General features: G+C 59.9%; 24 protein-coding genes. 6 read left to right on the top strand and 18 right to left on the bottom strand.

Going from position 1 to position 25,778, the window contains the following annotated elements; genetic code table 11:
• Positions 1–35 precede the first annotated feature (35 nt).
• The 15 genes from der to surE form a co-directional block, all read right to left on the bottom strand.
• Positions 36–1,379 (bottom strand): ribosome biogenesis GTPase Der, encoded by a 1,344-nt coding sequence (gene der / locus ACK543_RS10480; RefSeq protein WP_409942791.1) that lies wholly within the window; start codon positions 1,377–1,379, stop codon positions 36–38.
• A gap of 11 nt (positions 1,380–1,390) precedes the next feature.
• Positions 1,391–2,560 (bottom strand): outer membrane protein assembly factor BamB, encoded by a 1,170-nt coding sequence (gene bamB / locus ACK543_RS10475; RefSeq protein ID WP_409942790.1) that lies wholly within the window; start codon positions 2,558–2,560, stop codon positions 1,391–1,393.
• Between the two features lie 2 nt (positions 2,561–2,562).
• Positions 2,563–3,249: a YfgM family protein gene (locus tag ACK543_RS10470; protein WP_409942789.1), complete on the bottom strand. Its 687-nt coding sequence runs from the start codon at positions 3,247–3,249 to the stop codon at positions 2,563–2,565.
• A 14-nt stretch (positions 3,250–3,263) separates the two neighbouring features.
• On the bottom strand, positions 3,264–4,529 hold the full coding sequence (gene hisS, locus ACK543_RS10465; RefSeq protein WP_409942801.1) for a histidine--tRNA ligase: 1,266 nt from the start codon (positions 4,527–4,529) through the stop codon (positions 3,264–3,266).
• A gap of 137 nt (positions 4,530–4,666) precedes the next feature.
• Entirely contained in the window at positions 4,667–5,932 is a 1,266-nt protein-coding gene (ispG, locus tag ACK543_RS10460; protein ID WP_409942800.1) for a flavodoxin-dependent (E)-4-hydroxy-3-methylbut-2-enyl-diphosphate synthase, read from the bottom strand.
• 20 nt (positions 5,933–5,952) lie between these two features.
• Positions 5,953–6,876, bottom strand: coding sequence for a RodZ domain-containing protein (locus ACK543_RS10455; protein WP_409942799.1), 924 nt, complete (start codon positions 6,874–6,876; stop codon positions 5,953–5,955).
• Positions 6,869–7,708 carry a type IV pilus biogenesis/stability protein PilW gene (gene pilW / locus ACK543_RS10450; protein WP_409942788.1) on the bottom strand — a complete coding sequence of 280 codons (840 nt, stop codon included), beginning with the start codon at positions 7,706–7,708 and terminating at the stop codon, positions 6,869–6,871. The genes ACK543_RS10455 and pilW overlap by 8 nt, the downstream gene beginning before the upstream one ends.
• A 35-nt stretch (positions 7,709–7,743) precedes the next feature.
• Complete coding sequence (rlmN, locus tag ACK543_RS10445) at positions 7,744–8,868, bottom strand: 23S rRNA (adenine(2503)-C(2))-methyltransferase RlmN (RefSeq protein ID WP_409942787.1); 1,125 nt, start codon at positions 8,866–8,868, stop codon at positions 7,744–7,746.
• Between the two features lie 87 nt (positions 8,869–8,955).
• Positions 8,956–9,381 carry a nucleoside-diphosphate kinase gene (ndk, locus tag ACK543_RS10440; RefSeq protein WP_409942786.1) on the bottom strand — a complete coding sequence of 142 codons (426 nt, stop codon included), beginning with the start codon at positions 9,379–9,381 and terminating at the stop codon, positions 8,956–8,958.
• 84 nt (positions 9,382–9,465) lie between these two features.
• The gene (locus ACK543_RS10435; RefSeq protein WP_409942785.1) at positions 9,466–11,046 is read right to left on the bottom strand and encodes a pseudouridine synthase; all 1,581 of its coding nucleotides are present in this window, start codon (positions 11,044–11,046) and stop codon (positions 9,466–9,468) included.
• Positions 11,046–11,765 (bottom strand): SMC-Scp complex subunit ScpB, encoded by a 720-nt coding sequence (gene scpB / locus ACK543_RS10430; RefSeq protein ID WP_409942784.1) that lies wholly within the window; start codon positions 11,763–11,765, stop codon positions 11,046–11,048. Before scpB ends, ACK543_RS10435 begins: the two co-directional genes overlap by 1 nt.
• 147 nt (positions 11,766–11,912) lie before the next feature.
• The gene (locus ACK543_RS10425) at positions 11,913–12,821 is read right to left on the bottom strand and encodes an RluA family pseudouridine synthase (RefSeq protein ID WP_409942798.1); all 909 of its coding nucleotides are present in this window, start codon (positions 12,819–12,821) and stop codon (positions 11,913–11,915) included.
• 134 nt (positions 12,822–12,955) lie between these two features.
• On the bottom strand, positions 12,956–13,849 hold the full coding sequence (locus tag ACK543_RS10420; protein ID WP_409942783.1) for a peptidoglycan DD-metalloendopeptidase family protein: 894 nt from the start codon (positions 13,847–13,849) through the stop codon (positions 12,956–12,958).
• 14 nt (positions 13,850–13,863) lie between these two features.
• Positions 13,864–14,625: a protein-L-isoaspartate(D-aspartate) O-methyltransferase gene (locus tag ACK543_RS10415; protein ID WP_409942782.1), complete on the bottom strand. Its 762-nt coding sequence runs from the start codon at positions 14,623–14,625 to the stop codon at positions 13,864–13,866.
• Positions 14,625–15,413 carry a 5'/3'-nucleotidase SurE gene (gene surE / locus ACK543_RS10410; RefSeq protein WP_409942781.1) on the bottom strand — a complete coding sequence of 263 codons (789 nt, stop codon included), beginning with the start codon at positions 15,411–15,413 and terminating at the stop codon, positions 14,625–14,627. Before surE ends, ACK543_RS10415 begins: the two co-directional genes overlap by 1 nt.
• A gap of 119 nt (positions 15,414–15,532) precedes the next feature.
• Here surE and ACK543_RS10405 point away from each other — a divergent pair, with 119 nt between their 5' ends.
• The 3 genes from ACK543_RS10405 (at position 15,533) to ACK543_RS10395 (ending at position 19,865) form a co-directional block, all read left to right on the top strand.
• A complete protein-coding gene (locus ACK543_RS10405) occupies positions 15,533–16,507 on the top strand; it encodes an NADPH:quinone oxidoreductase family protein (protein ID WP_409942780.1) in 975 nt (324 codons plus the stop codon).
• 117 nt (positions 16,508–16,624) lie between these two features.
• Positions 16,625–18,160: a diguanylate cyclase gene (locus ACK543_RS10400; protein ID WP_409942779.1), complete on the top strand. Its 1,536-nt coding sequence runs from the start codon at positions 16,625–16,627 to the stop codon at positions 18,158–18,160.
• Positions 18,161–18,290: 130 nt separating this feature from the next.
• On the top strand, positions 18,291–19,865 hold the full coding sequence (locus ACK543_RS10395) for an alkaline phosphatase D family protein (RefSeq protein ID WP_409942778.1): 1,575 nt from the start codon (positions 18,291–18,293) through the stop codon (positions 19,863–19,865).
• A gap of 360 nt (positions 19,866–20,225) precedes the next feature.
• Here the strand turns inward: ACK543_RS10395 and arfB are convergent, their stop codons facing one another.
• The 3 genes from arfB to ACK543_RS10380 form a co-directional block, all read right to left on the bottom strand.
• Positions 20,226–20,645: an alternative ribosome rescue aminoacyl-tRNA hydrolase ArfB gene (arfB, locus tag ACK543_RS10390; protein ID WP_409942777.1), complete on the bottom strand. Its 420-nt coding sequence runs from the start codon at positions 20,643–20,645 to the stop codon at positions 20,226–20,228.
• 40 nt (positions 20,646–20,685) lie between these two features.
• Positions 20,686–21,153, bottom strand: a complete 468-nt coding sequence (gene aroQ / locus ACK543_RS10385) for a type II 3-dehydroquinate dehydratase (protein WP_409942776.1) — start codon at positions 21,151–21,153, stop codon at positions 20,686–20,688.
• Between the two features lie 231 nt (positions 21,154–21,384).
• Positions 21,385–21,750 carry a hypothetical protein gene (locus ACK543_RS10380; protein WP_409942775.1) on the bottom strand — a complete coding sequence of 122 codons (366 nt, stop codon included), beginning with the start codon at positions 21,748–21,750 and terminating at the stop codon, positions 21,385–21,387.
• Between the two features lie 173 nt (positions 21,751–21,923).
• Between ACK543_RS10380 and ACK543_RS10375 the strand changes: the two genes are divergently transcribed.
• The 3 genes from ACK543_RS10375 (at position 21,924) to ACK543_RS10365 (ending at position 25,485) form a co-directional block, all read left to right on the top strand.
• Positions 21,924–23,777, top strand: a complete 1,854-nt coding sequence (locus tag ACK543_RS10375; RefSeq protein ID WP_409942774.1) for a glutamine--tRNA ligase/YqeY domain fusion protein — start codon at positions 21,924–21,926, stop codon at positions 23,775–23,777.
• 72 nt (positions 23,778–23,849) lie between these two features.
• Positions 23,850–24,881 (top strand): ParA family protein, encoded by a 1,032-nt coding sequence (locus ACK543_RS10370; RefSeq protein ID WP_409942773.1) that lies wholly within the window; start codon positions 23,850–23,852, stop codon positions 24,879–24,881.
• 1 nt (position 24,882) lies between these two features.
• Positions 24,883–25,485 carry a HEPN domain-containing protein gene (locus ACK543_RS10365; protein ID WP_409942772.1) on the top strand — a complete coding sequence of 201 codons (603 nt, stop codon included), beginning with the start codon at positions 24,883–24,885 and terminating at the stop codon, positions 25,483–25,485.
• Positions 25,486–25,778: the final 293 nt, after the last annotated feature.

Below are 25,778 nucleotides of genomic sequence, written 5' to 3'. Positions count from 1 at the left end.
TGCCTTCCCAAGCCCCTCGCGCTGGAGGGCTTTGACTAATCAACGTCCTTTTCTGCGAACGGATTGCGCGAAGTCTTCATTTCAATACGCAGTGGCGTCCCAACGAGGTCGAACTCTTTTCGAAATCGACCCTCAAGAAAACGCCTGTACGCATCTGTGACATGTTCCAGCGAGTTCCCATGAATCACGATCACTGGGGGATTCATGCCTCCCTGATGGGCGTAGCGCATCTTCGGGCGAAACATACCTACTTTCTTCGGGCTTTGGAACTGAACCGCTTCGAGAAGTAGCCGCGTCAGCACTGGCGTCGACATCTTGCATGTAGCCGCTCGGTGTGCCTGCGCAATTGAATCCCAGAGGGGACCTAGCCCCTGGCGCTTTTTTGCAGAGATATAGTGAATGGATGCGAACTTAAGGAACGCCAATCGGGTCTCGATGGACCGCTCGAGCAATTGACGCTGGTACTCATCCACCGCATCCCATTTGTTTACCGCCACCACAACTGCGCGACCACTCTCGAGAATGTAGCCAGCGATGTGAGCATCCTGATCGGTAACGCCTTGGGTTGCGTCCAAGAGCAGCAAGACAACATTTGCAGACTCTATAGCCTGAAGCGTCTTCACCACCGAAAACTTCTCAATGGCCTCAAAGACCTTCCCTTTTCGACGCAAGCCTGCGGTGTCAACCAGTTCAAAACGCTGGCTACCGCGTTCAAAGGGGACCGTTATAGCGTCGCGCGTGGTACCCGGCATATCAAACGCCACCAGGCGCTGTTCGCCGAGCCAGGTATTGATCAACGTCGACTTGCCCACATTGGGCCTGCCAGCCACGGCCAACTTGATGACGCTCTTGTCGGCACAAGACTCAGTGTTGTCGACCTCCGTCAGGTGAAGAGGCTCGAGTGCACGCTCGACCAAGTCACGAATACCTTGGCCATGCACTGCCGACACCGGACACACAGCTCCGAGACCAAGTTCATAGAATTCGGCAAGTTGGACTCCCTCCAGCATTCCTTCAGCTTTGTTGGCGACGAGAACACAGGGTTTTCCCAGGCGACGAAGATACTTTGCGATGTCGTGATCTTGCGCACACACGCCGGCTCGTGCGTCGACAACAAACGCCACCACGTCCGCCTCGGCCACCGCTTGTTGCGTCTGCTTTGCCATCTCGCGGTAGATTCCGGAGGAAGCATCGGGCTCAAAGCCACCGGTATCGATGACGATGAACTCGTGCTTGCCTTGTTTGCCGTTGCCGTAATGGCGGTCACGGGTCAAGCCGGGGAAATCGGCCACGATAGCGTCACGCGACTTGGTAAGCCGATTGAACAGCGTGGATTTGCCTACGTTCGGGCGGCCCACGAGAGCTACAACTGGCTTCATTGGGTAACCGATCACTCCGGACGGAATCCGAAGACGCTGCCGTTATGGGTAACAACTACCAGCGTGTCGGCAGCAACGACAGGCGCTGCGGCGATACCCGATCCATCCGTAGAGAGGCGATTCAGGGGCGCACCGTCATCCCGAGAAACGAGGTGGACCAGCCCCGCATCGTCTCCGAACACCACTGACCTGCCAAGCAGCAACGGCGCTGTCAACTTCCGATGCTTGAAGCGATCAACCGTCCACATCCGGCTGCCGCTTGAGCGGCTCCAGGCGTTGAGCACGCCGTTACTTTCCGTTCCAAACAGTGCCAGATCGTCGCCATGCACACCCTCAAAACCGCTGGCGGGTTGGGTCCAAACCACTGAACGGAGAGAGATATTGACGCACCCTACGGTGGCCTGGAAGGCTCGGGCGCAAACGCTATCGCCTACACGACTGGTACGGCCAACAAGTTCGACCAAGCGCTCAACGTCATTGGTGCCACGGGCAGAGGCCAGCGGCAACTCCCAAAGTACTGATCCGCCGTTAGGGTTCATGCCCACCAATCGTCCCGATAACCCTACTACCAGCGTGTCACCCACTGCAAAAAGCACCCCCGCCTGTCGTAACACAAGAGGCTCACCTGGGCGCTGTTGAATCCACAAACGACGCCCGGAAGATGCATCGTAGGCGGACACTGACCGGTCTGAAGAAAGCACAAAGACTCGCCCCCCAGCAACCAGGGGTGACGTGAATGCCTGTGCCGGCAAAGGCTGGCGCCATTTCTCCCTTCCGCCCTCGATAACGGTCAGCAAGTTGGCACGCGTGACCACCGCAGCAAATCTTCCATCGCTACCCACCCCAGCGGACAATGGCTCGCCGATCGAAGCTCGCCAGAGTTCGACACCAGTCCCAGCATCAACCGATACCACGGAACCATCAGAAGAGGCCAGCGTTACCGCGCTGCCGTTCACATGCACATCCAATGGGATACCGACCTTACCGATGCGTGTTCCCCAGACTTGACGCACACCAAGTACTGCGAAATTCGGCCCGAGATCTGCGGGCACCGGCTTCGGGGGGGCCGCCCCCCACAGCGAGCACCCCGCCATGGAAGCCAACAAAACAAGAGAGGCGATTAATCCTGCACCACCTCTCAAAAGGATCCTCGCAGGCAACCCAAGACGTGCCGTCATCATCGCTAGCGCCCCCCAGGGAGGGGCAGCGAAGCATCAACTACAGCGGCCACAGGTGAAGCCCCCAAAGCACCAAGCTTCACTTCGACCAAACCGCGGTACTCGATTTTTTCGTCAAGAAGTTTGTAGGCCTTCCTGTACTCCGCAATCGCCTCGGGCCGCTTTTCCTGCAGTAACAAAACATCCCCGCGACGATCAGCAAAAACGCCTTCGAATTCGACCGGGATCTTCGCCGAAAGCTGCTTCAGCGCCTCGTCATAGTCTCTTTGGTCGAGCAGCACACTGGCAAGCCGCGAATGAGCAATTGCTTTCAAACCATCGTCACTGGCGTTGACGGCGACCCACTTCAAGGCATCCTTCGCGCCATCAAACTTGCCGGCATCGACCATCGTTTTTGCAATGGTAAGACCCGCCTGCGCCGCATGCACCGTCCGTGGATATCGACTACGGATATCGTCGAATGCCTGCATCATCCTTGCCTGATCGCCTGACCGTAGAGCAGTCTCAATAGACTCGAAGAGGGCCGCAGCGTGGCCCGCCTGACGATTTTGCCAAAACTGGTATCCGTTCCAGGCCGCGACAGAGCCGGCGACCACAATGATCAGTGAACTAATCAATGATCCCCATGTGTTCCAGAAATGCTTGATTTGGTCAAGCTGTTCTTGTTCTTCTAGATCGAGGTGTTTTGCCATGAATTAACTTGTGATTAGCCAATGGATTGTAGGGTGGGAGCCCATTGCTCAATGGTCGCTAGAGGACGTTCGGTTTGAGCACCCGATCCATCACGCAGGGCTTTGTGGATCACCATCCCTCTAGATACCTCGTCGCCCCCGAAAACCAAGGCGCACAGAGCACCACTGGCGTCTGCTCTTTTGAACTGCGACTTCATGCTACCCATGCCGTTCGATCTGTCAGAAGCAGCGTGCATCTGGACGGAAACTCCCGCTCGACGCAGCTTCTGAATGGAAGCCATTGCCAAGGGAAGCATCTCAGGAGATGGCACAACTGCGTAAACGTCAGGAATAAGAGCCGGCACGACCTTCTCCTGCTCTTTAAGAAGCTCGAGAACTCGCTCGAGACCCAAGGCCCAGCCAACAGCAGGTGCGGCCTTACCACCGACCTGTTCAATCAGATAGTCATATCGCCCGCCGCCACAGATCGTGCCCTGCGAACCTAGCTGGTCGGTCACAAATTCAAAAACCGTAAGGTTGTAATAGTCCATCCCACGCACCAGCCGGGGATTGACTGTCCATTGCACACCATTGGCGGTCAAAATGGCTTTGACCTCTTCAAAATGTGCGATCGACTCTGGCCCAAGGAAGTCGATCAGCCTTGGCGCAGCGTCGACAATAGCCTGCATCGAAGGATTCTTGGTATCCAGTATCCGCAGTGGATTGGTGTGCAACCGCCTACGCGCGTCTTCGTCCAGCAAATCCTCGTGTTTCGCAAGGTAATTGATGAGCGCCTGACGATGCGCTTTACGTTCCTGGGGTTCCCCCAGGCTGTTGAGCTCAAGCCTGACATCCGAAATGCCAAGCTCGCGCCATAACTCATCGGCTAGCAGGATGAGTTCTGCATCTACTTCGGGACCTGCAAAACCAAGCGCCTCTGCTCCGATCTGGTGAAACTGGCGATAACGTCCGCGTTGAGGACGTTCATGCCGAAACATGGGCCCCATGTAGTACAGCCTTTTTCCACCCTCATAGAGCAACGAATGCTCAACGACCGCACGCACCACTCCAGCAGTGGCCTCGGGGCGAAGAGTCAGATGCTCTCCATTGAGCCGGTCCTCGAAGGAGTACATCTCCTTCTCCACGATATCGGTCACCTCGCCAAGACCACGGACAAAAAGCGCCGTCGGCTCCACGATCGGTGTGCGTATGTTCCGATATGCGAAGCGCCCCATCAGACTACGAACTTTTCCCTCGAGCCACTCCCAACGCGCCGAGTCAGGCGGAAGGATGTCATTCATACCTTTGACGGCTGCCAGCTTGCCGCCTTTTGGGGAGGACACACTCTTATCAATAATCACAACTATTTAATCCTGCACTGTCTGACTGACCGATGTCCGCAGTCGTTAAAGCCTTCGGCTGGCTGGAAGCCCAGCGACTATGCCGATGGCGAGGCGATATTTGCGCCAAACCGTTGTTCAACATACTGTTCGACAATCTGGTGAAATTCTTCCGCGATGCGTTCGCCCCGTAATGTCATGGCCTTTTCACCATCAATGAAAACGGGCGCCGCAGGGGCTTCACCTGTTCCGGGAAGACTGATTCCGATGTCAGCGTGTTTGCTTTCGCCAGGCCCGTTGACGATACATCCCATGACGGCCACCCGGAGCGTTTCCACACCTGGATAGCGCGTACGCCAGACCGGCATCTGTGCACGCAGGAAATCGTCAATCTGCTTAGCCATTTCCTGAAACGTTGTGCTAGTTGTCCGACCACAGCCTGGACAGGCCGTCACACTCGGGACAAACACACGCAAACCCAGCGCCTGAAGAATTTCCGAGGCGACGACGACTTCCTGGGTACGGGCCTCCCCAGGCTGGGGTGTCAGAGAAACACGAATCGTGTCCCCAATGCCCTCTTGCAGCAGCACAGACAAGGCGGCTGCGGAAGCGACGGTACCCTTGGCTCCCATCCCGGCTTCGGTAAGACCCAGGTGGAGTGCGTAGTCGCAACGTCGGGCCAACTCGCGATAGACCGAAATCAAATCCTGAACTCCGCTGACCTTGCACGAAAGGATGATTTGGTTGCCATCCAGCCCCATGACCTCAGCCCGCTTAGCCGACTCAATGGCCGACGAAATCAGCGCTTCATACATCACCTGGCGTGCATCCAAAGGATCGGAACGCCGGCTGTTTGCATCCATCAGGTTTGCGAGGAGTTCCTGATCTAGGCTCCCCCAATTAACTCCAATCCGAACCACTTTGTTCCAGCGCATGGCAGCATCGATCATCTGCCCGAACTGGCGGTCCCGCTTGTCACCCTTCCCAACATTTCCGGGATTGATCCGATACTTCGATAGTGCCTGGGCACAATCGGGAAAATCTGTCAGCAGCCGGTGACCGTTGTAGTGAAAGTCACCCACCAAAGGAACAGACTCACCCATCCGATCGAGCTGCTCACGAATGTAGGGCACCGCCGCCGCGGCCTCTGGGGTGTTCACAGTGATCCGCACAAACTCAGAACCCGCCTGAGCAAGTTCCTTGACCTGGATTGCGGTGGCAATGGCATCGACCGTATCGGTATTGGTCATCGACTGGACACGAACTGGGGCATCACCGCCAACGGTGACGGCGCGAGAGCCCCAAACCACTCTCGCCTGTCGCGAGCGCCGAGGCAGTGGGGTCGCGATTGGAATAGGACCCAAGCTGGCGAGTTCGTTTTGCACTATTTCACCTCAAAGCGAGCAACGTTTTCTCGGGAAACGGCTAGCACGTCGAACGGCTTGCCGCGAACGAATACCTCGATCACATCCGCACGCCCCACCACGACGGCCAATGGCATCGAGCCGCCTACGGACACTGTCTCACCAGCGGAAAGCTTGCGCTGAAGAACCGATACGCCCGAACTGTCCCGAACCTGCACCCATGATTCAGCACTTGCACGCAGAACAAGAGGAACGCCGCTGCCAACACCAGGCAGACCAACGCTGCTTTCAGGGGCGCTAGCAACAGGTTCTGCCGCCCGCGCTACCGCCGGTGCCGTACCACCGGGGGCAGTTGTCGTCAATGCAGGTGCCGGCACAGGCATGGGCAACGCGCCAGGCGGGACATCGGACCGCTCCGTTGTCTCGGAAGCTGTCATAGCAGCAGGCAACGAAACAGAGTCCGGTCCGCTGCCAAGAGGAGATGACGATGGCGTCGGGGGGGGACTCAGAGCTTCTGGGAGTGAATCGCGAGGAAGATACCTGACAGCCAGAGCACCTATCAGCAAAAAAGCAACGACCCAAATCACAGACCGAGGCGCAGACGATGCAGACGATCCAGCGACGCCATTGCGAACGCCAGAGTCCTTGACTAGCGCGCTGAGCCCCGCGCTGTATGGCTCAAGTCGAGGACTCTTGCTTTGAGGCAAGAGTGCCAACACCGAGCTCGGTTCGATCTTGAGAGTGCGACACACACTGGAAGCCAGCGCCCGTACAAAGACGGTATCGGGCAGGGACGCATAGTCGTCAGCTTCAAGTGCTTCAAGTTTGCTAACCGGTACTTTGAGCGCCACCGCGAGGGCCGCAATATGCAGACCGCTGGCCTGGCGAGCTTCTCTCAGAACGGAACCGGCGGTTACATTGCCCTGCTCAGCCGCATCACTCATTGAAAGCCCCGCGCTCATATGCCCCCAGTTCACGAGATTCTGGATATCTCCTGCGCAACTGATCTGCCAGCTGCCGCATGGCTACGACGTCGCCTACCGCCCGCTCCACCTTGATACCGAGCCACAGGGATTCCGAATTCGCAAACTGACTGTTGTTGATCCGTCGGATGTAGAACTGCGATCGAGACAACTCATTGCGTCTCAGCAGGAGCGCAGCCAAGTGATAACCAACCACGGGATTCGCCGCATCAAGCTCATAGGCCTTGGTAAGCGATTGCTCAGCCTCTACAACCTGACCAGCACCAGTTTGGCAAAGCCCGCGCGCCATAAGCGTTTTGGCGCGTGATCCGTAGTTGGGATTGCTCAGAGCCCGCAAGAACTGCTGGTCGGCTTCGGGAAACTTTCTTTGCTGGCATAGCAGCCATCCATAGTTGTGCAACACATTCGAGTCCCCGGGCTTGAGGGCCAGCGATCGCCGAAAGCTTTCCTCTGCTTGCCCCAAATCGTTCACCCGCATGAAGATCAAACCGCGGAGATTGAATGCATCGGCATAGTTTGGATCGGTCGCCAGCGATTGCTTGACCTCGTCCAGTGCGACAGCCGTTTGGCCATTTTCGAAATAATTGGCCGCCAGTTCCAGACGGATGCGAGCGCGACGGCGAGTTTCAGGTTCGTCGGAAGGGGTCACCAGTTCAGCCTCGGTATCGCTGGCAGTCCCCCCTGCACCCTTGGATGACGCGCAGCCCTGCAACATGGCGGTCATCATTAAAGCACTACATCCAATAAGCACCCAGCGACCTAGGTGCCGCCCGCGTTCGACAAAACCCGCCATCTAGTGCCTCCTTGTTAGTGCCGCGTGCCAAATGATCAGGCTATCGGCTTAAGTGGAATTGTCCGCTGCTTTGCCATCCGCTCTGCAGCGCGCGTTCTATCCTTCACTTCTCCCGCAAGTTGTCCACACGCAGCGTCAATATCGTCGCCCCGAGTTTTCCTCACGGTGGTCACGAGTCCAGCGTCATTGAGCAACCTTGCAAAAGCCTGCACGTGATTTTGTGGGGACCGCAGGAGTCCCGATGCCGGGAAAGGATTGAAAGGAATGAGGTTGAACTTACAGCGCACGGCAGGGCGCTCGGCAGATTTCACAAGCCGGACCAGTTCTGCCGCATGCTCTGGCTGGTCATTGACTCCTTCAAGCATGCAATATTCAAAAGTGATGAAATCTCGGGGCGCGCGCTCCAAGTAGCGTTTACAGGCATCCATCAATTGAGCCAGCGGATACTTGCGATTCAAGGGCACAAGATTGTCTCGTAGAGCATCGTTGGGTGCATGTAGGGAAACCGCCAGCGCAACGGGGCACTCATCGCCCAGCCGGTCAATCATCGGGACGACGCCAGACGTGGATACAGTCACCCGCCGACGTGAAAGACCGTACCCATGGTCATCAAGCATGACTTTAAGCGCCGGAACCAGTGCCGAGTAGTTTTGTAGAGGTTCCCCCATACCCATCATCACGACATTGGAAATCACACGTTCTTCAGTGTGAAAGCGCCTTCGCAGCGAGTGCTCTGCAAACCACAATTGGGCAAGAATCTCTCCCGTCGTCAGGTTACGACTGAAGCCCTGATGGCCCGTGGAGCAAAAGCGGCAACCTACCGCGCAGCCCGCCTGCGATGAAATGCAAAGTGTTCCCCGACCATCCTCCGGGATGAACACGGACTCAACAGCGTTGCCATCCCCCACATCGAATAGCCACTTCACCGTACCATCCGATGAGACATGCTCGGACACAACGGGCAGGGCCTCCACATGAGAGCAGCCCTTGAGCTTGTCGCGCAAACTTTTGGCCAAATCGCTCATCGCATCGAAGTCGCTGGCCCCACGCTGGTGAATCCAGCGAAACAGTTGCGTAGCGCGAAAGCGCCTCTCTCCCAGACGATCGCAGAAGGCTGCGAGGCCGTCGAGGTCAAACTCCAGCAGATTCGTCGAGGTCATCAGGATGATCCCGGGTCGCGCCACGCAGCCACCCCCCGCAACCCAAATACCTTGGACGAGGCCCGCTTATGCAGGGGGTAAGTCATCTCAACGCGAGTAGATGTTCATGCCTGGGAAGAAGAACGCAACTTCTGCCTGGGCGGTTTCTACAGCGTCGGATCCGTGCACCGCATTGGCATCAATGCTATCGGCAAAGTCTGCGCGGATGGTTCCCGCTTCTGCCTTCTTGGGGTCCGTGGCACCCATCAGTTCACGGTTCTTCACGATCGCATTTTCGCCTTCCAGGACCTGGATCATCACGGGGCCGGATACCATGAAGTCAACGAGGTCCTTAAAGAACGGACGCGCTTTGTGGACTGCATAGAACTGCTCGGCCTCCAAGCGCGACAGATGGGCCATGCGCGCAGCAACGACCTTCAGACCAGCAGCTTCAAAACGAGCGTAGATTTGTCCAATCACGTTCTTAGCCACTGCGTCGGGTTTGATGATGGAGAGAGTGCGTTCAATTGCCATGGTGATTCCTCAATGGTTGTTACGGTCATTCATTTGCCCGTCAGGCAAAGCTTTCAATTCTAACTGGACCGACCATTCCCCCACTCAGCGCCCGCCTCCTCGGCGGGGGCCGCCCGGATAGCGCTTTTTGGCCTCCTGGCGATGGCGCGAAAGGCTGTCCACGCCGATATAGCCGACCGACGTTTTCATGGGGTCCGGCTGCGCGGACCGCTGCCGGTCAGCGTTGCCAGCGTTCTTGCCGCGCGCACCCTGCCCCTGCGGTGTCCCGTCCCGGCTGGGATTGCCACCACCGGGAACACCCGACTGTCCAGGAGTGCCATCACGCCGGAAGCCCTTGCCTGCCTCCCGCCGCCCACCGCCCGCCCGGTCACCACCGCGACCACCAGCCCGGCCAATGCCTCCCTTGCGGGCATCCGGCCTTGCCTTGGTGACATCGGCATCTGGCCGGCCAGCGCCTGCCGCCTGCACCAGTGCCCGGATGTCGCCCTCATCGAGTTCCAGCCATGCGCCACGCTTAAGACCACGTGGCAGCATCATGGCGCCATAACGGATGCGGATCAGCCGACTTACCGCGTGGCCCACTGCCTCCAGCATCCGCCGAACCTCACGATTGCGGCCTTCCGAAATCGTGACGCGATACCAGCAGTTCGAGCCTTCGCCACCACCATCCTCAATGGAACCAAACGACGCCATCCCATCGTCAAGACGAACCCCATCGAGCAACCTTTGCTTTTCCTCATTGCTCAGCGCACCCAGTACACGCACGGCATATTCGCGCTCCAGCCCGAAGCGGGGATGCATGAGTTTGTTCGCCAACTCACCCGAGCTGGTAAAAAGCAGCAATCCTTCCGTGTTCAGATCCAGACGTCCGACCGACTGCCACTTGCCCTGCATCAATCGGGGTAGCTTGCGGAACACGGTCGGCCGATTTTGGGGGTCATCGTGGGTCACCACCTCGCCCACCGGTTTGTGATAAGCAATCACACGGGCGGGAGGCGGATCGATGCGGTACCGGATTGGTTTGCCGTTGACCTTGACCTGATCGCCGAATTGGATACGCTGACCAATATGGGCTGGCGCGTTATTGACGGAGATGCGACCTTCAAGAATGAGTTGCTCCATTTCAAGACGCGACCCGAGACCCGCCTGTGCCAGTACCTTGTGCAACTTGGGTGTTTCCACCTGAGGCAACAGGACACGCTTTGCCGGAACCGCCTCTGCGGATGCCTCTTCCTCATCGAAGCGGCCCGAGACCACGTCTTCAAAGTGATAGCCCCCCGCTGTAGGGCCGGACTTGCTATTGCTCTTTCCATCTCCTGAAGTGTGATGGACCGCTTGCGAACGGTCATCCCTCGCCGACGCCTTGGCACGTGGGACACGGGCGGGCCGAGCCTGCTCGACAGCAGCGCCAGCCCCAACCTCGTTCACGCTGACTGCATCAGGCGCCCAAGCGGAAACCTCTTTGGGTGGCGGCAGGTTGGCAATACTCTCATCGGCTGCAGACAACTCGGGGGTCACCGTCTGCTCGACAGCGACGCTTTGCATCGGGGTGGCCTGTTTATTGGGCTGGGCCAGCCGGGCCGGCACCCCCTCCGGATCTGAGACCCCGTTTACACCAGTGCTGTACGGCAGTCCCGTTGGGACGTCAGAGGCTGAATCGTTCATCAAGTGCTTCCCTCGATACCGCCAGGGGCATCAGTGTTCGTATCGTCTTTGCGGAGACCTGTCTCCGCACATTCAAGTAAGGCCACGTCTGGAGGCGGAACACCCAGTAAGTCCGGACCGGACGGCTGCGCGCCGAGCATTGCGGTCTCAGGCTCTGGGTCACCCTTTGGCCCTGCGACCATGGCTTCCAGCATATTGGCGATGCCGGACGGATCATCCAGCACTGGCAACTGGTCTAACGACTGCAAACCCATGTCGTCCAGGAACTGTCTTGTCGTAGCGAACAGTGACGGGCGCCCGACGGTCTCGCGGTAGCCGATAACCTCGACCCAGCCGCGATCCTCCAACTGTTTGATGATGAGGCTGTTGACGGTCACTCCTCGAATGTCTTCGATATCGCCGCGCGTGACGGGCTGTCGGTAGGCGATGATGGCAAGCGTCTCCATCGTGGCCCGCGAATACCTCGGCGGTTTCTCAGGGTGAAGCCTGTCAAGAAACTCGCGCATTTCGGGTCTGCTTTGAAAGCGCCAGCCGCTTGCGACCTGAACCAACTCAACTCCCCGTTGGGACCATTCAAGCTGCAAATCCTGCAGCAGCATCTTGATCGTGTCGGACCCGAGCGCCTCACGGAAGAGTATCCGCAGGTCTCGCAAGGGCACAGGCTGCTGGGCGCAGATCAGCGCGGTTTCGAGGATCCTTTTGGCATCCACCGTGTTCATGGTTCGACGATTCCTGGAAAGTGCCGCGCGTCACAATGCGGGTCACGTCAACAGCAGCCGCAATCAACGGAAAGCGGTCAATGGGTGCAGCGCTGCGCGAGAGCCCGGCGGGAATCCGTCTTCGGGCCGCGGCCTGTGGGGCCGTCACTACACATTGTAGCTGAGCCCCCAGACTGCCAGCGCCTCGCGGATGTCATCGGGTACAGGCGCAAAGAACTCCAGCGGCGCACCAGTCGCGGGGTGTTCAAAGGCAAGGCGATAGGCGTGTAAAGCCTGACGCTGGAGCCCGTCGATGGGTGCGCCGCCGTACAGCGAATCGCCCACCAGCGGATGCCTGAGCATCGCCATGTGCACGCGGATCTGGTGCGTGCGGCCCGTGTGGAGCGTGCACTGAACCCAGCACCCACGGTCCGCACCGCCCAGCAATCGAACGTCCGTACGGGCGGACTTGCCAGCATGCTTTGCAAGATCAACGACCGCCATGCGCAGGCGATTCCTGGGATCGCGGCCGATAGGCGCATCCACTGTCACCGCCGTGGGCCCCGTCCAAGCGCCCTGGGCCAGTGCCACGTACTGCCGCTGTACCGTTCGTGCTGCGATCAGGCTCACCAGCGCGTCCATGGTTGCGCGGTCACGTGCCACCACCATCAAGCCGCTGGTATCTTTATCCAGCCGGTGCACGATGCCAGCACGCGGCACCAGCAGAGCCTTGGCGTCGCGCGCGAGCAGGCCGTTGAGCAAGGTCCCGCTCCAGTTACCAGGCGCAGGATGAACTACCAGACCAGCGGGCTTGTTCACGATGAGGAGGTACTCGTCCTCATAGACAACATCCAGCGGAATGTTTTCTGGGCGGAAGGCCTGACTTTGCAGCGTAGGCCGCATCTCCAGTACAACCCGGTCACCTACCTTAACCTTAGCGGAGGCTTTCGTCGCCGAACGACCTTGCAGGGTGACACACCCCTGCGCTATCAACTGCTGGAGGTAGCTACGCGAGAGTTCGGGAACCAACTCGGCCAGTGCAAGGTCCAGGCGCTTTGCGTGCTGCGCAGGCCCCATCATCAGAGATCGGTGCTCACTGGCGCCAGCGTCCGCCAGATCCCCGGACTCGTCCTCTGCCCACCCAGCCAACTCACCGACGGCTGGCTTTGCACAGGGCTCTGGCACAGCCCTGGGGTGATCAGTGTCGGGAGTCAACGTGCAGGAAGGTAGCGCGATGGATCCACCGGCTTGCCCTGGCGGCGAATCTCGAAGTGCAGCTTCACCCTATCAGCATCAGTGCTTCCCATTTCGGCGATCTTCTGACCCTTTCGCACGCCTTGGTCCTCCTTAACCAGAAGGGTCTGGTTGTGCGCATAGGCCGTGAGGAAGGTGTTGTTGTGCTTGAGAATCACCAGATTGCCGTAACCGCGCAGACCGGAGCCCGCATACACCACGCGCCCATCTGCTGCAGCCAGCACGGGATCGCCCGCCTTGCCGGCAATGTCCAGGCCCTTGTTGCGAACGTCGTCAAAACCCGAAATCAGCGCGCCCGACGCAGGCCAGATGAAACCCAACTCGTCATCCCCTGCGGCCGCCGGCGCTGTGGCAGCCGCAGCGGGCTTGGATCCACTCGCTGGCGGCATTGCCACACTGGCAGTGGTTGACGCAGCGCCTGGGGCCACGGGCGAAGATGTGACGGGGCGTGTCACTACACCCGTATCCGAAGCCACCGCCTGTGATGCCAGCGCTGGTGGCAGAACTCGCAAGACCTGGCCCACCTCGATCAAATTGGGGTTATCGAGGTTGTTCCAGCGAGCGATATCCTTCCAGCTCTGGCCCGATTCAAGGCCGATACGGATGAGGGTATCGCCTTGCTTGACGGTGTAATAGCCTGGCTTGCCTGCGTTTTCTACGCCGGGCAGTGGCTTGATGGGAGCCACGACGGCCTCACTGCCTTGCGATGCCACCGGCATCGGCGGTGGTGCCGACGCGGGTGCGCCACGATCTTCCACTGGCGCCTTGTTGGGGCGTGTGCCACAACCGATGAGCGCCACGCTCACCAGTGCAACCATCACCCCGACCACAAGACCACGCAAAACAAACATAAGCTTTCTTCCCTTCAGGCAACCCCCGATTTTAGGGGTACAAAATTCACGGGCTCGAGCACGCTTTGATTCAATCCTTGGGGGGTTTTGTCGATCACAAGCAACATTTGTTGCCCACCAGCAACCGACATGGGCGCTACAAGCCGTCCACCCACAGCCAGCTGATCACACCATTCCTGCGGAATAACATCCCCGCCTGCAGCGGAAATAATGGCTGCATACGGTGCGCCCTTGGCATAGCCCAACATTCCATCCCCCAGTAAAAGATGTACGTTGGCCAGGCGAAAGGGCCGAAGGTTGTGCCGCGCCTTGTCGTGCAGCCCCCGCAGCCGCTCTATCGTGTAGACCTCGCGGGCGAGATAGCTCAGCACTGCAGCCTGGTAACCACAACCCGTTCCGATTTCAAGCACACGGCCCAGGCCCCGTTCTCGAGCTGCCTGCGCACCCAAAAGGAGTTCGCACATTCGAGCAACCACGCTGGGCTTGGAGATGGTCTGCGCCAGTCCGATAGGGAGACTTGTGTCCTCGTAAGCCTGATTGACCAGCGCGCTGTCGACAAAACGATGCCGCTCGACCGCCGCCATGGCCTGGAGCACTGGAGCCGACGTGATGCCTCCCGCGGCCAGCTTGCCAACCATGCGCTCACGCACGGCGGCCGAATCGAGCCCCACTCCGGCAGATGTTGTTACTGGCACTCCCGGCAACGCCGTGCCGCGCGCGGGCGGCGGCCCGCCGGTGCCCGACAGGCGCGCGGGAAAGCCGGGGCGCCGCTGCATTACATGGCCGGGGCGGTGGCTGCCCCCGCTATGATAAGCGACGCAGCCTGAGCCCAATGCGCCAAGCTCTCATGATCCGTCAGATCGACTTTCAGCGGCGTGATGGACACGTGGCCCATCGTCGTGGCGTGAAAGTCCGTTCCCTCACCATCATCCTTGGCTGGACCAGCACCACCGATCCAGTACATGGCCTCCCCTCGGGGACTCTCCTGCACGATCACTCGCTCGGCAGCGTGGCGTCGCCCCAGCCGGCACATTCTGATGGGTCGCATCGACTGCAGCGGCATGTTGGGAATATTCACGTTGAGAAGCCAGGGCGTCTCGCCGATCAGGCGCTGCACATACATCTGCGCCACAATCTCGCGCGCTTTGGCGGCAGCCGCCTCCAGTTCGCCCCAACCCTTATCCACCTGCGAGAAGGCAATGGCGGGAATGCCAAAAAGATAGCCCTCCATGGCTGCGCCCACGGTGCCCGAGTAGATGGTGTCGTCGCCCATGTTGGCGCCGTTGTTGATACCAGACACCACCAAGTCGGGCCGGTAGCCCAGCAAACCGGTAAGGGCAATGTGCACACAGTCAGCCGGGGTGCCGTTCACGTAACGAAATCCATTACTCGCCCTGTGCACATAAAGGGGTGAATGCAGCGTGAGGGCATTCGATTTGGCGCTGTTGTTGTGCTCGGGGGCCACCACCTCGACCTCTACGCCCGCCAGCGTCTTGAGCGCGTCGTGCAGCGCCACAATGCCCGGCGCCTGAAAGCCATCGTCGTTCGATATGAGGATTTTCATGGGACATGCGAATGGATGCCAGGGATTGTAGGGGGGCTGCAGCTGTCGTCGCCCGTTAGAAATTGCCCGACCACGGCGGCGCCTATCATGCCGACTGACAAAGACAGGAGACCGATCCCATGCACGCCTGGCTATGCACAAGCCCCACGGGCGTCGACGCGCTCGCCTGGACTCAACTGCCCACGCCCGCGCCAAACGCTGGCGAAGTGCTTATCGAAATCAAGGCGGCCAGCCTGAATTTCCCGGACCTGCTCATCGTGCAGAACAAGTACCAGATCAAGCCGCCGCTGCCTTTCGTGCCGGGCTCCGAGTACGCAGGCGTCGTCATCGCAGCGGGTGAAGGGGTCAAGCACCTGCAGGTAGGCCAAAACGTTGCCTGCCTGTCGGGCGCAGGCGGTTTTGCCACGCACACCATTGCACCAGCAGCGCTGTGCATGCCCCTGCCAAGCGGTTTTTCGCATGTGGACGCTGCCGCATTCATCATGACCTACGCGACATCGCACCACGCGCTGGTGGACCGTGCGCAGCTCAAGCCAGGCGAGACCGTGCTGGTGCTGGGCGCTGCCGGTGGCGTGGGGACGGCCGCCATCCAGATTGCCAAGGCGATAGGCGCACGGGTGATTGCGGCCGCGTCCAGTGACGACAAATGCGCGCTGTGCACCTCCATCGGAGCCGACGCGGTCATCAACTATTCGAAAGAAAACCTGCGTGAAGCCATCAAAGCACAGACCGACGGCAAGGGGCCCGACGTGATTTACGACCCCGTGGGCGGCGACTTTGCCGAGCCGGCCTTCCATTGCATTGCATGGCGCGGCCGCTACCTGGTGGTGGGATTCGCCTCCGGCCACATCCCCGCCCTGCCCTTGAACCTGGCGCTACTCAAGGGCGCATCCATCGTAGGCGTCTTCTGGGGCGACTTTGCCAAGCGTGAGCCCAAGGCCAACGCAGCCATGATGGCCGAGCTCGCCCAGTGGTATGCACAGGGAAGGATCAGGCCTGTGATTGACCGAACCATGCCCATGGCCGAGCTGCCTGCTGCCTATGCGCACATGGGCTCTCGGGGCGTCATGGGTAAGCTGGTGATGGTGAACTGAGACTCACCCGTGCACAATGGCCCACAGGTCGCGTGACGCGGCCTACCTGGACCGGGGTTCGCTGCAGCGTAACGCTGTGTCACACTCGCGTCTCTGTTCCGACCCTGATGTCTGCACATGGCCGACCGATCACCTTCCGAAATCGCCCGCGAGACTCTCAAGCAACTGGCCGCACGCCGCTTGCCGCCCACGCCCGACAACTACCTGGCGCTGTATGACGAGATTGCGGGCACCCGCAGCGAGCAGCCTTTTCCTGAGGGGCCGCTGCGCCACATCCTGCGGATCATGCCGGGGCAGACGCCCGCGCAAAAGCGGCTGCTCGGCCAGTTCGAACGGGCAGTGAACGGCAAGGACTGGTCGGGGCTGCAAAGCGTGCTGGTGGGCTACGCCAATCTGGGCCTGAGCGCTGGAACCGCTGCCGCCAGCAAGGCTGTCGAGGGCACCGCTTCCGTCGCAGGCGTGATCCCGGAAGAGTTCGCACAAACTCTGGCCCGGCTGATCGACAACACCCTGCCAGCACTGGGCGAGGACGATCCGCGCGTCATCGACATGGCGCAGCAGTTGATCACCTTCCTCAAAGACACGTCGCCACCCATCAGCACCGCCCAGCTGATGCTGAGCAACTTTGCCCACCGGCTTTCATTTGCCACCGAAGAGCAGGCGGCCATCCGGGCCACCCTGCTGCAGTTGCTGCAGATGGTGTTCGAGAACATTGCTGTTCTCAGCGCCGAGGACCGCTGGCTTCTGGGTCAGGCCGAGGCGCTGATGGCCGCTTCCAAGCCTCCGCTCACGCTGCGAAGGCTTGATGATGTGCAGCGCCGCCTGAAGGACGTGATCTTCAAACAGACCGAAGCCAAGGCCCGCACGGTCGAGGCGCAGGAGCAGATGAAGGAGATGCTTGCGACGTTCATAGAACGCCTGGCACGGATTACCGACTCCAGCACGACGTATCACAGCACCGTGGAGCGTTGCGCTGAACTCATCGGCAAGGCCACCACGCTGGAAGAGATTGCACCCGTCATGAAAGAGGTGATGGGTGCAACGCGCGCCATGGCCCTGGACAGCCGGGTCACCAAGGAAGAGTTGAGCGACCTGCGCGAACGCACCGAGCTCAAACGCGCCGAAGTCGAGCGTCTGCAAAAGGATCTCGACCGCGCCAGTGCTCAGGCCCGGCACGACCCGCTCACCGGCTCACTCAATCGCAAGGGCCTGGATGAGGCCATGGTGCGCGAGATTGCCCGTGCCCGCCGCCTCGGATCGCCGCTGTGCCTGGCGCTCCTTGATGTGGACAATTTCAAGACCATCAATGAGCGGCTGGGCCGTGCGGGCGGCGATGCTGCGCTGACGCACCTGGCAGAGGTCACGCGCTCGGTCATGCGCCCACAGGATCTGCTGGCCCGTTCTGGTGGTGAGGAATTCGTGCTGGTGCTGCCCGACACCACGGTGGAAAGCGGGGTTTCGGCAATGACGCGCCTGCAACGCGAGCTCACCACGCGATTCTTCCTGCAAGGTACTGAAAAAGTGCTCATCACCTTCAGCGCCGGGGTCGCGCAGCTCAACGACAGTGAAGACAGCAGCGACGCGATCCGCCGCGCCGACCAGGGCATGTACCTGGCCAAGCGCTCGGGCAAGAACCGGGTGATGGCAGCATGACCACAGGCCCGTCCCTGTCGCCTCCGCCAGGATGGGACGCCGCAAACGCGCAGGGGCGCCCCTTGCACGGCGGCCGCGCGTGTGGGTCGCGTCGAGGTTGACTGCAGGCGCACCACCGCCCACTCGTGTGATGAACCCGGCGCAAAGACGCTCCTTTTTGCGGCGCGCTGCGTGGGCCGCTGCCGCCCACACGCTGCCCCGCTGGGCCTGGAGCAAACCGCCTTCACTGGCGACCACCCCATTCTCCCTGGGCGTGGCAAGCGGCGACCCTGCCCCCGATGGCGTGGTGCTGTGGACGCGGCTGTTAATTGCCGATCCAGCACACCTGCAAGCTTCACACACCGTGCGGTGGGAACTGGCGCACGACTCGCGCTTCTCACAGATCGTGCAAAAGGGCGAAGCCACGGCCCACGCCGGCCTCGGCCACAGCGTGCATGTCGAGCTATCGGGCCTGGAGCCCGACCGTTGGTACCACTACCGCTTCATGCTGGGTGATGCGACGAGCACCACCGGGCGCACCCGCACTGCGCCTGCGGCCACTGTACTTACGCAGAAACTCCGGTTGGCGTTTGCATCGTGCCAGCGTTGGGAGCACGGGCATTACGCCGCCTGGCACCACCTGGTTGCTGACCACCCTGACCTGGTTCTGTTCCTGGGCGACTACATCTATGAATACGCCACCCCGCGCAACACCGAAGGGCTGGCCCGCACCCACAGCCTGCGGCACGCAAGCACACTGGCAGACTATCGAGACCGCTACGCCCTGCACAAAAGCGACCCCGCGCTCCAGGCGGCCCATGCCGCATGCCCCTGGGCCGTGACGTGGGACGACCATGAAGTTCAAAACGACTACGCCGGCGCAACCGGACGCGGCGACCCGAGCGCCTTCGAGGCACTGCGCAGCGCCGCCTGGCAGGCCTTCTACGAAAACATGCCGCTGCGTGCGGCATCACTGGCTGGTCCGGCTGCCACATCGCAGTGGCACACGCTGCAGGTGTACCGCCGCCTCCGCTGGGGAAGCCTGACGCACATCCATCTGCTGGACGCCCGGCAGTATCGCTCCTGGCAGGCCTGCCGGCAGCCAGACACGACGAGCGCAGGGGCTGTGCGCCCTGCCGACTGCCCCACTCTGACCGACACGGCGCGGACCCTGCTGGGCCACGGGCAGGAACGCTGGCTGGACGCCGGCCTGGCCGCAGATGCCCGCACAACCGACTCCACGCGCTGGAGCGTGATTGCGCAGCAGACGCTGTTCTCGGCACGCCAGAACCCCTCGGGCCTCGTGTCCACCGACAGCTGGGATGGTTACCCCGCCGCTCGCGCCCGCCTGCTGCAATCTGTGTCAGCCCACCGCCCGCGCAACACCGTGCTGCTGGGCGGGGACATCCACCAGAACTACGTCTGCCGCGTGCACGCTGAGGCGCTGCGCGCCGACTCCCAGGTGCTGGCCAGCGAGTTCTGCGGCACCTCCATCAGCTCGCGTGCGGGCACCACGCGAGACAAGGTCGACGCCATTGCGCGCCTCAACCCGCATGTATTGCTCGCGCGGCCCGACCAGCGCGGCTATGGCCTGGCCGACATCACACCCGCCCGCTGGACAACCACCCTGCGGGTGGTGCTTGACCCGATGCGGGCCGACAGCGGCATAGCCACCCAGGCCCGGTTCGTGGTGGAAGACGGCAGCGCCGGCCCCGTGGCAGCCTGAGCCCGTCATTTGCTATTTAATCAGTAGCTGCCAAACGATATGCGTCGTGCGTAACCGGCCAAAAACTCACCCATTTTTTCATGTCAACAGGTGGAGTGCTGCGCGACCACCCGCGAATATCGACCCAGGAGTGTGTCGGAGTGGAAACCGTCGGCTGCAAATCAACCGCAGCAGTCCTTTCTATGGCTTGGTCGCTCTTTAAGAACACCGCCTTGTGCCCCATCGCGCGCCTCTGGGGCTGCAGCTTCGGTGAGAAGTGGCCCCGCGAGGGTCGGTGCTGATGCGATCTGCGGCTTTCGAGTTCGCCGCCGCAAGTCCAACAGCCTTCCAGCCCTGCAAGCTTTACCCCAATTGCTGCTGCTAAAGCCCCTCGCGCACCCTGCCACGCAGGGCCTTGGTGTCTGACCGCTGGGTCTTGACCTCCAGCCGCCGCTGCTGCGAGGCATAGCTGGGCCTGGTAGCGCGGCGCACACGGGGTGGAACGGCCACCGTGTTGACCAGCGCCGTCAGCCGGGCCAGCGCATCGGCGCGGTTTTGCTCCTGGCTGCGATACCGCTGCGCCTTGATCACAATGACGCCCTCTTGGGTGATACGGCTGTCATGCAGGGCCAGCAGCCGCTCTTTCACGTCATCGGGCAGTGACGATGCCGCCACGTCAAACCGCAGGTGAACGGCGCTTGACACCTTGTTGACGTTTTGCCCGCCAGCCCCCTGCGCGCGCATGGCGGTGATCTCGACCTCGTCCTCGCGGATTTCCAGGGGCACCAGAGATGCGGTCATGTCTGCGGCCTCCGCGCTGGCAGGGTGCCGGGCAATCGGGTCAGTGGGGTCCAGCGGGCGGCTGCATCTGCGCCAGCCCGTCAATGGCCAGGCCATAGCCCGCCACACCAAAGCCGCACATCACCGCCCGGGCGGCTGCGGCCATGTACGAGTGGTGACGGAATGCTTCACGCGCATGCACGTTGCTGATGTGCAGTTCGATCAGCGTGATGCCCGTGCCCTTGACGGCATCGTGCAGGGCAATGCTGGTGTGGGTATACGCACCGGCGTTGATGATGACACCGGCCAACTGGCCCGCCGCATGCATCCGGCCTGCCTCGTGAATCCAGTCCACCAGCGCGCCTTCGTGGTTGCTTTGGTGAAAGCGCAGCGCAAAGCCATGGCGCGCGCAGGCATCGGCACACAGCTTTTCCACGTCGGCCAGGGTTTGCGAGCCATACACCTCCGGCTCGCGCGTGCCCAGCAGGTTCAGATTGGGGCCATTCAGTACAAAAACGGTTCTTTTCATCACAGACATGCGGCGCTCCGAGGCGTTGCGCCCGCCGTATCGGCAGGCCAGAGTGCGCGATTATGCGGCGCCCCTGAACAAGCAGGAAACAGCCGACCACAGGACAACTACCCCGAGGGGTCGCCAAAAAGGCAGCCTGCTCGAAGATGCGGCACCTGGGGGACTCGGGCCCAAGCGGGAGCAGTCCGAAAGTGCCAGCCCGCAGGGACTGCCTGCAGATCGACCTGGCGATCAATACTCCCAGCGGCCGTGGCCATGCCCGTGGTGCCGATGGTGCCGATGGTGCCGATGATGGCGGTAGCCGCGATCACCGTAGTAAACCACCGGAGGCGGTGCGTAATACGCCGGGGGTGCGTAATACGCCGGGGGCGCGTAATACACCGGCCGGGGAGGCGCATAGTAAACGGGCGGGGGCGGCGCCACATACACCGGGGCCGGGGGGTAATAACCATTACTGGCACCCACCACCACGCCAGGCACACCAATACCCACGGACCAGTTGACATCACGGGCCTGGACCGTGCCCGCACCGGCCAGCAGAGCCAGCGCCACGCCAGCCGAGCCGATCAACGCATGGAAAGAACGAGTTTTCGTCATGAGGAATCTCCTATTTGAGCGAGGGTGTCCAGCCAGGCCGGCTCACCGCACCCGTACACAACGCACCAGGGGCCCAAACGGATGGCACATGTCGCGCTTAACGTTGTGACTGAACGTACACACGTTGGTCGCTGTTGCTGATCCATCACGGAACGCCCCCCTAAAATGGCCCTATGAGCTCCCAAACCTCCGCCACAACAGCCGATAACGCCGCCGCAGCGGCCCCCGAAGCCGCCAAGACGAGCAACTTCCTGCGCCAGATCATCGAAGCCGACCTGGACAAAGGCACCTACGCCAGCCGCCACTGGGCCGGCACCCCGGGCGACGCCGCCCACCACGCCGCAGGCCAACCCGACCCCGCCAAGATCCGCACCCGCTTCCCGCCCGAGCCCAACGGCTACCTGCACGTAGGCCACGCCAAAAGCATCTGCATCAACTTTGGCCTGGCGCGCGACTACGGCGGCGTGTGCCACCTGCGCTTTGACGACACCAACCCCGAAAAAGAAGACACCGAATACGTCAACAGCATCATCGACGCGGTGAAATGGCTGGGCTTTGACTGGAACGGCAGCAAGGATGCCGCCCCCTACCAGGCCAGCGACTACTTCGACTTCATGTACCGCGCGGCCGAGCACCTGATCGAAGCCGGCCACGCCTATGTGGACGAGCAGACGGTCGAGCAGATCCGCATCAACCGCGGCGACTTCAGCAAGCCCGGCGTGAACAGCCCCTTCCGCAGCCGCACCCCGGCGGAAAACCTGGCCAAGTTCCGCGAGATGCGCGACGGCAAGCATGAAGACGGCAGCATGGTGCTGCGCGCCAAGATCGACATGGCCAGCCCCAACATCAACATGCGCGACCCGGCCATCTACCGCATACGCCGCGCCACCCACCACAACACGGGCGACACCTGGTGCATCTACCCCATGTACACCTACGCGCACCCCATCGAGGATGCGCTCGAGCAGATCACCCACAGCCTGTGCACGCTGGAGTTTGAGGACCAGCGCCCGTTTTACGACTGGCTGCTGGAGCGCCTGACGGAAGTAACAACGCTTCCCGACGGTCGCGTTGTGGGCGGCCTGCTGGCCGCCCCCGCCCCCCGCCAGTACGAATTTGCGCGCCTGAACCTCACGTATGTGATCACCAGCAAGCGCAAGCTGGCCCAGCTGGTGTACGACCATAAAGTGAGCGGCTGGGACGACCCCCGCATGCCCACCATCGTCGGCCTGCGCCGCCGCGGCTACACCCCCGCCGCCATCCAGACCTTTGCCGACCGCATTGGCGTCACCAAATCCGACAGCTGGATCGACTACAGCACCCTGGAAGGCTGCCTGCGCGAAGACCTGGAGCTGAAGGCACACCGCGGCATGGCCGTACTCAACCCCGTCAAGCTGGTGCTGACCAACTGGGACGAAGTGATGGGCCCCGGCCACCTGGAGCCCTGCACCCTGCCCGCCCTGCCCCACCCGGCAGAAGGAACAGAGAGCCCCATCCGCCACTTCACCATCGGCAAAGAAGTCTGGATCGAACGCGAAGACTTTGAAGAAGTGCCGCCCAAGGGCTACAAGCGGCTCTTCCCGGGCAACAAGGTGCGCCTGAAGGGCGGCTATGTGATCGAGTGCACAGGCAGCACCAAGGATGCGAACGGCGTCATCACCGAAGTGCTGGCCATCGTAGTGCCCGACACCAAAAGCGGCACCCCCGGCGCCGACAGCGTGAAGGTCAAAGCCGCCATCACCTGGGTGGGCGTGGCCGACGGCGTGAACGCCGAAGTGCGCATGTACGACCGCCTGTTTCTGGACGCCCACCCCGACGCGGGCGGAAAGGACTTCATCGAAAGCCTGAATCCCAACAGCCTGAAGGTGGTGACGGCCATCGTGGAGCCTTCATTGGCGAATGCGAAGCCGGATGACAAGTTTCAGTTTGAGCGGCATGGGTACTTTGTGGCGGATCGTGTGGACCACTTGGTAGGGAAGCCGGTGTTTAACTTGGCGGTGGGGTTGAAGGATTCTTGGGCGAAGTGAATTGCCATGTCCTAGAACAGCACAGCACAGCAATGTTGCTACCAATAAAGTAAAAATTTTAGCGAGGAATATATGGCTAGATATGCATTTTGGAATAACAAAGGGGGAGTTGGAAAAAGCTTTCTCACATTTTCCTTGGCATGCGAGTATGCAATCGCAAATGAGGACGAGGACGTTCTGGTTCTTGATTTATGCCCTCAAGCAAACGTCACGGAAATGTTTCTCGGCGGACAATTACAAGCATCGCATACCCTTGAAGCTCTTTATGCCGAGAAGCCTCGCAGATCGGTCGGAGGCTACTTTGAGTCGCGACTAACCTCCCCCTTTATTGCTCCCCTTGACATAAGCGAATTCTTGATAAAACCTCATACCGTAAATCCCAACATACCAGAAAACTTGTATTTATTAGCTGGAGATAATCTTCTTGAATTACTCTCAGAAGCCATCAGGCAAGCTTCTCAGATGTCACTGCCGTCAGACGCTTGGCAAAAAGTAATGAAATGGCTCCATGATTTCACTAGGATTTTTACAGACCATAGCCAAGCAAGTGACGTTGCAGTTTTCACCGACTGCAACCCAAGTTTTTCCATTTATACGCAGATAGGCTTGTCAGGCTCAGAGTATCTAGTTGTACCCTTCACGGCAGACGACAGCTCCCGTCGCGGCATCGAAAACGTATTCGCTCTACTTTTTGGCATTTCCTCCAGTGAGCTGCAAGGTTACGCGAAATTGAGTTTTTCACGGCGTGCGAATGAAGATGGCGTAGACCTCCCAAAGATTCACACCTTCGTCAGTAACCGTGTGACCATGTATAAGGGCAGACCAAGCTCGGCATTCCAAGCAAAAAGTGCCCCAATACGCGCAGTGGTAGATAAATCGAGCAAAAACGCAAAACGGCACTTTGCCTCCCATAAAGACAATGAAGATTTGTTCGCTGAGATGCCGGATTATCACTCGGTCGCAGTAGTCGCATCATCTGAAGGCTGCCCATTATCACGACTGAAGTCCGGACACCATCCTTTAGATGGGGATGTAGTGCAGGTGAACCAAAGTGCCATCGACAAATACACCAAAGCAATTCACAAGTTGCTCGCGAGGCTGTGAAATGCCCTCAAATGCACTTGAAAAGTTCAATACAACAATAACCAGCGCAAAGGTTCTGATGGCATTCAATGCCACACCGTCTACTGCCAGCGCTGATATTACGTTTGTGGAACAGACATGTCTTAAGGCGGCCATTGCTTCATCGGTGGGTTGCTGGGAGGGCTATCTCGAAGCAGCCTTGCGAGAGTTTGTTTCGAAGACTAGAGTCTTAGCTCAACGCCGATCATGGACGCTAATTGCACAATTCGAGTCCATCGTGGATAAACTTGCGGCTGATTTGAACACGCCAAACTGGGATAAAACACGGGATCTACTAATCACTGTTTCTGGAATGGACCCTTATGCATCATGGGTCTGGTCACCGAAATTCTCCAACCCAACGGATACCAAAATTTTCTTTGACGGCATTTTAAAGGTACGTCATGCATTTGCACATGGATTTAATGTTCCACCGGATGTACCAGGCCTTATCCAACCCGGTGTTTTGAACATAAATTACACCGAAGAAGTGATGGAATGCATTACTTTTTTCGCCACAAAAACCGACGATCTTTTGGAACACGAACTAATGCATCGTCACGGCTGCACTACTGGTTGGTCTTGAATAAATTAGGGATGAGACAACGGGGACAAGGCTTGCCTTTTGCCTTTATTGACATCAAGGCAATCTGTAATCACCAAGTCATAAGCATTCTAATCAAGGGAGATAAAAATAAATGGCAAAGTTTCTTTCAACAACCGGCACCAACTATCACCTGGCGGTCTCAAATCTGAAGTGCAACACCCTCACCGAGGGTAATGTACACACATGGGAACGAGATACGAACACTTGCAGCCAGAAGACAGAGTGACGTTGGCATCGCTGCGCCAGCAGGGCTGGAGCATCAGGGCCATAGC

The organism is Acidovorax sp., assembly GCF_046341535.1.
In the GTDB taxonomy this organism is placed as follows: Bacteria; Pseudomonadota; Gammaproteobacteria; order Burkholderiales; family Burkholderiaceae_C; genus Acidovorax.
Note: the sequence above shows the minus strand (reverse complement) of the source record. Positions and strands in the feature narration are given on the sequence as shown.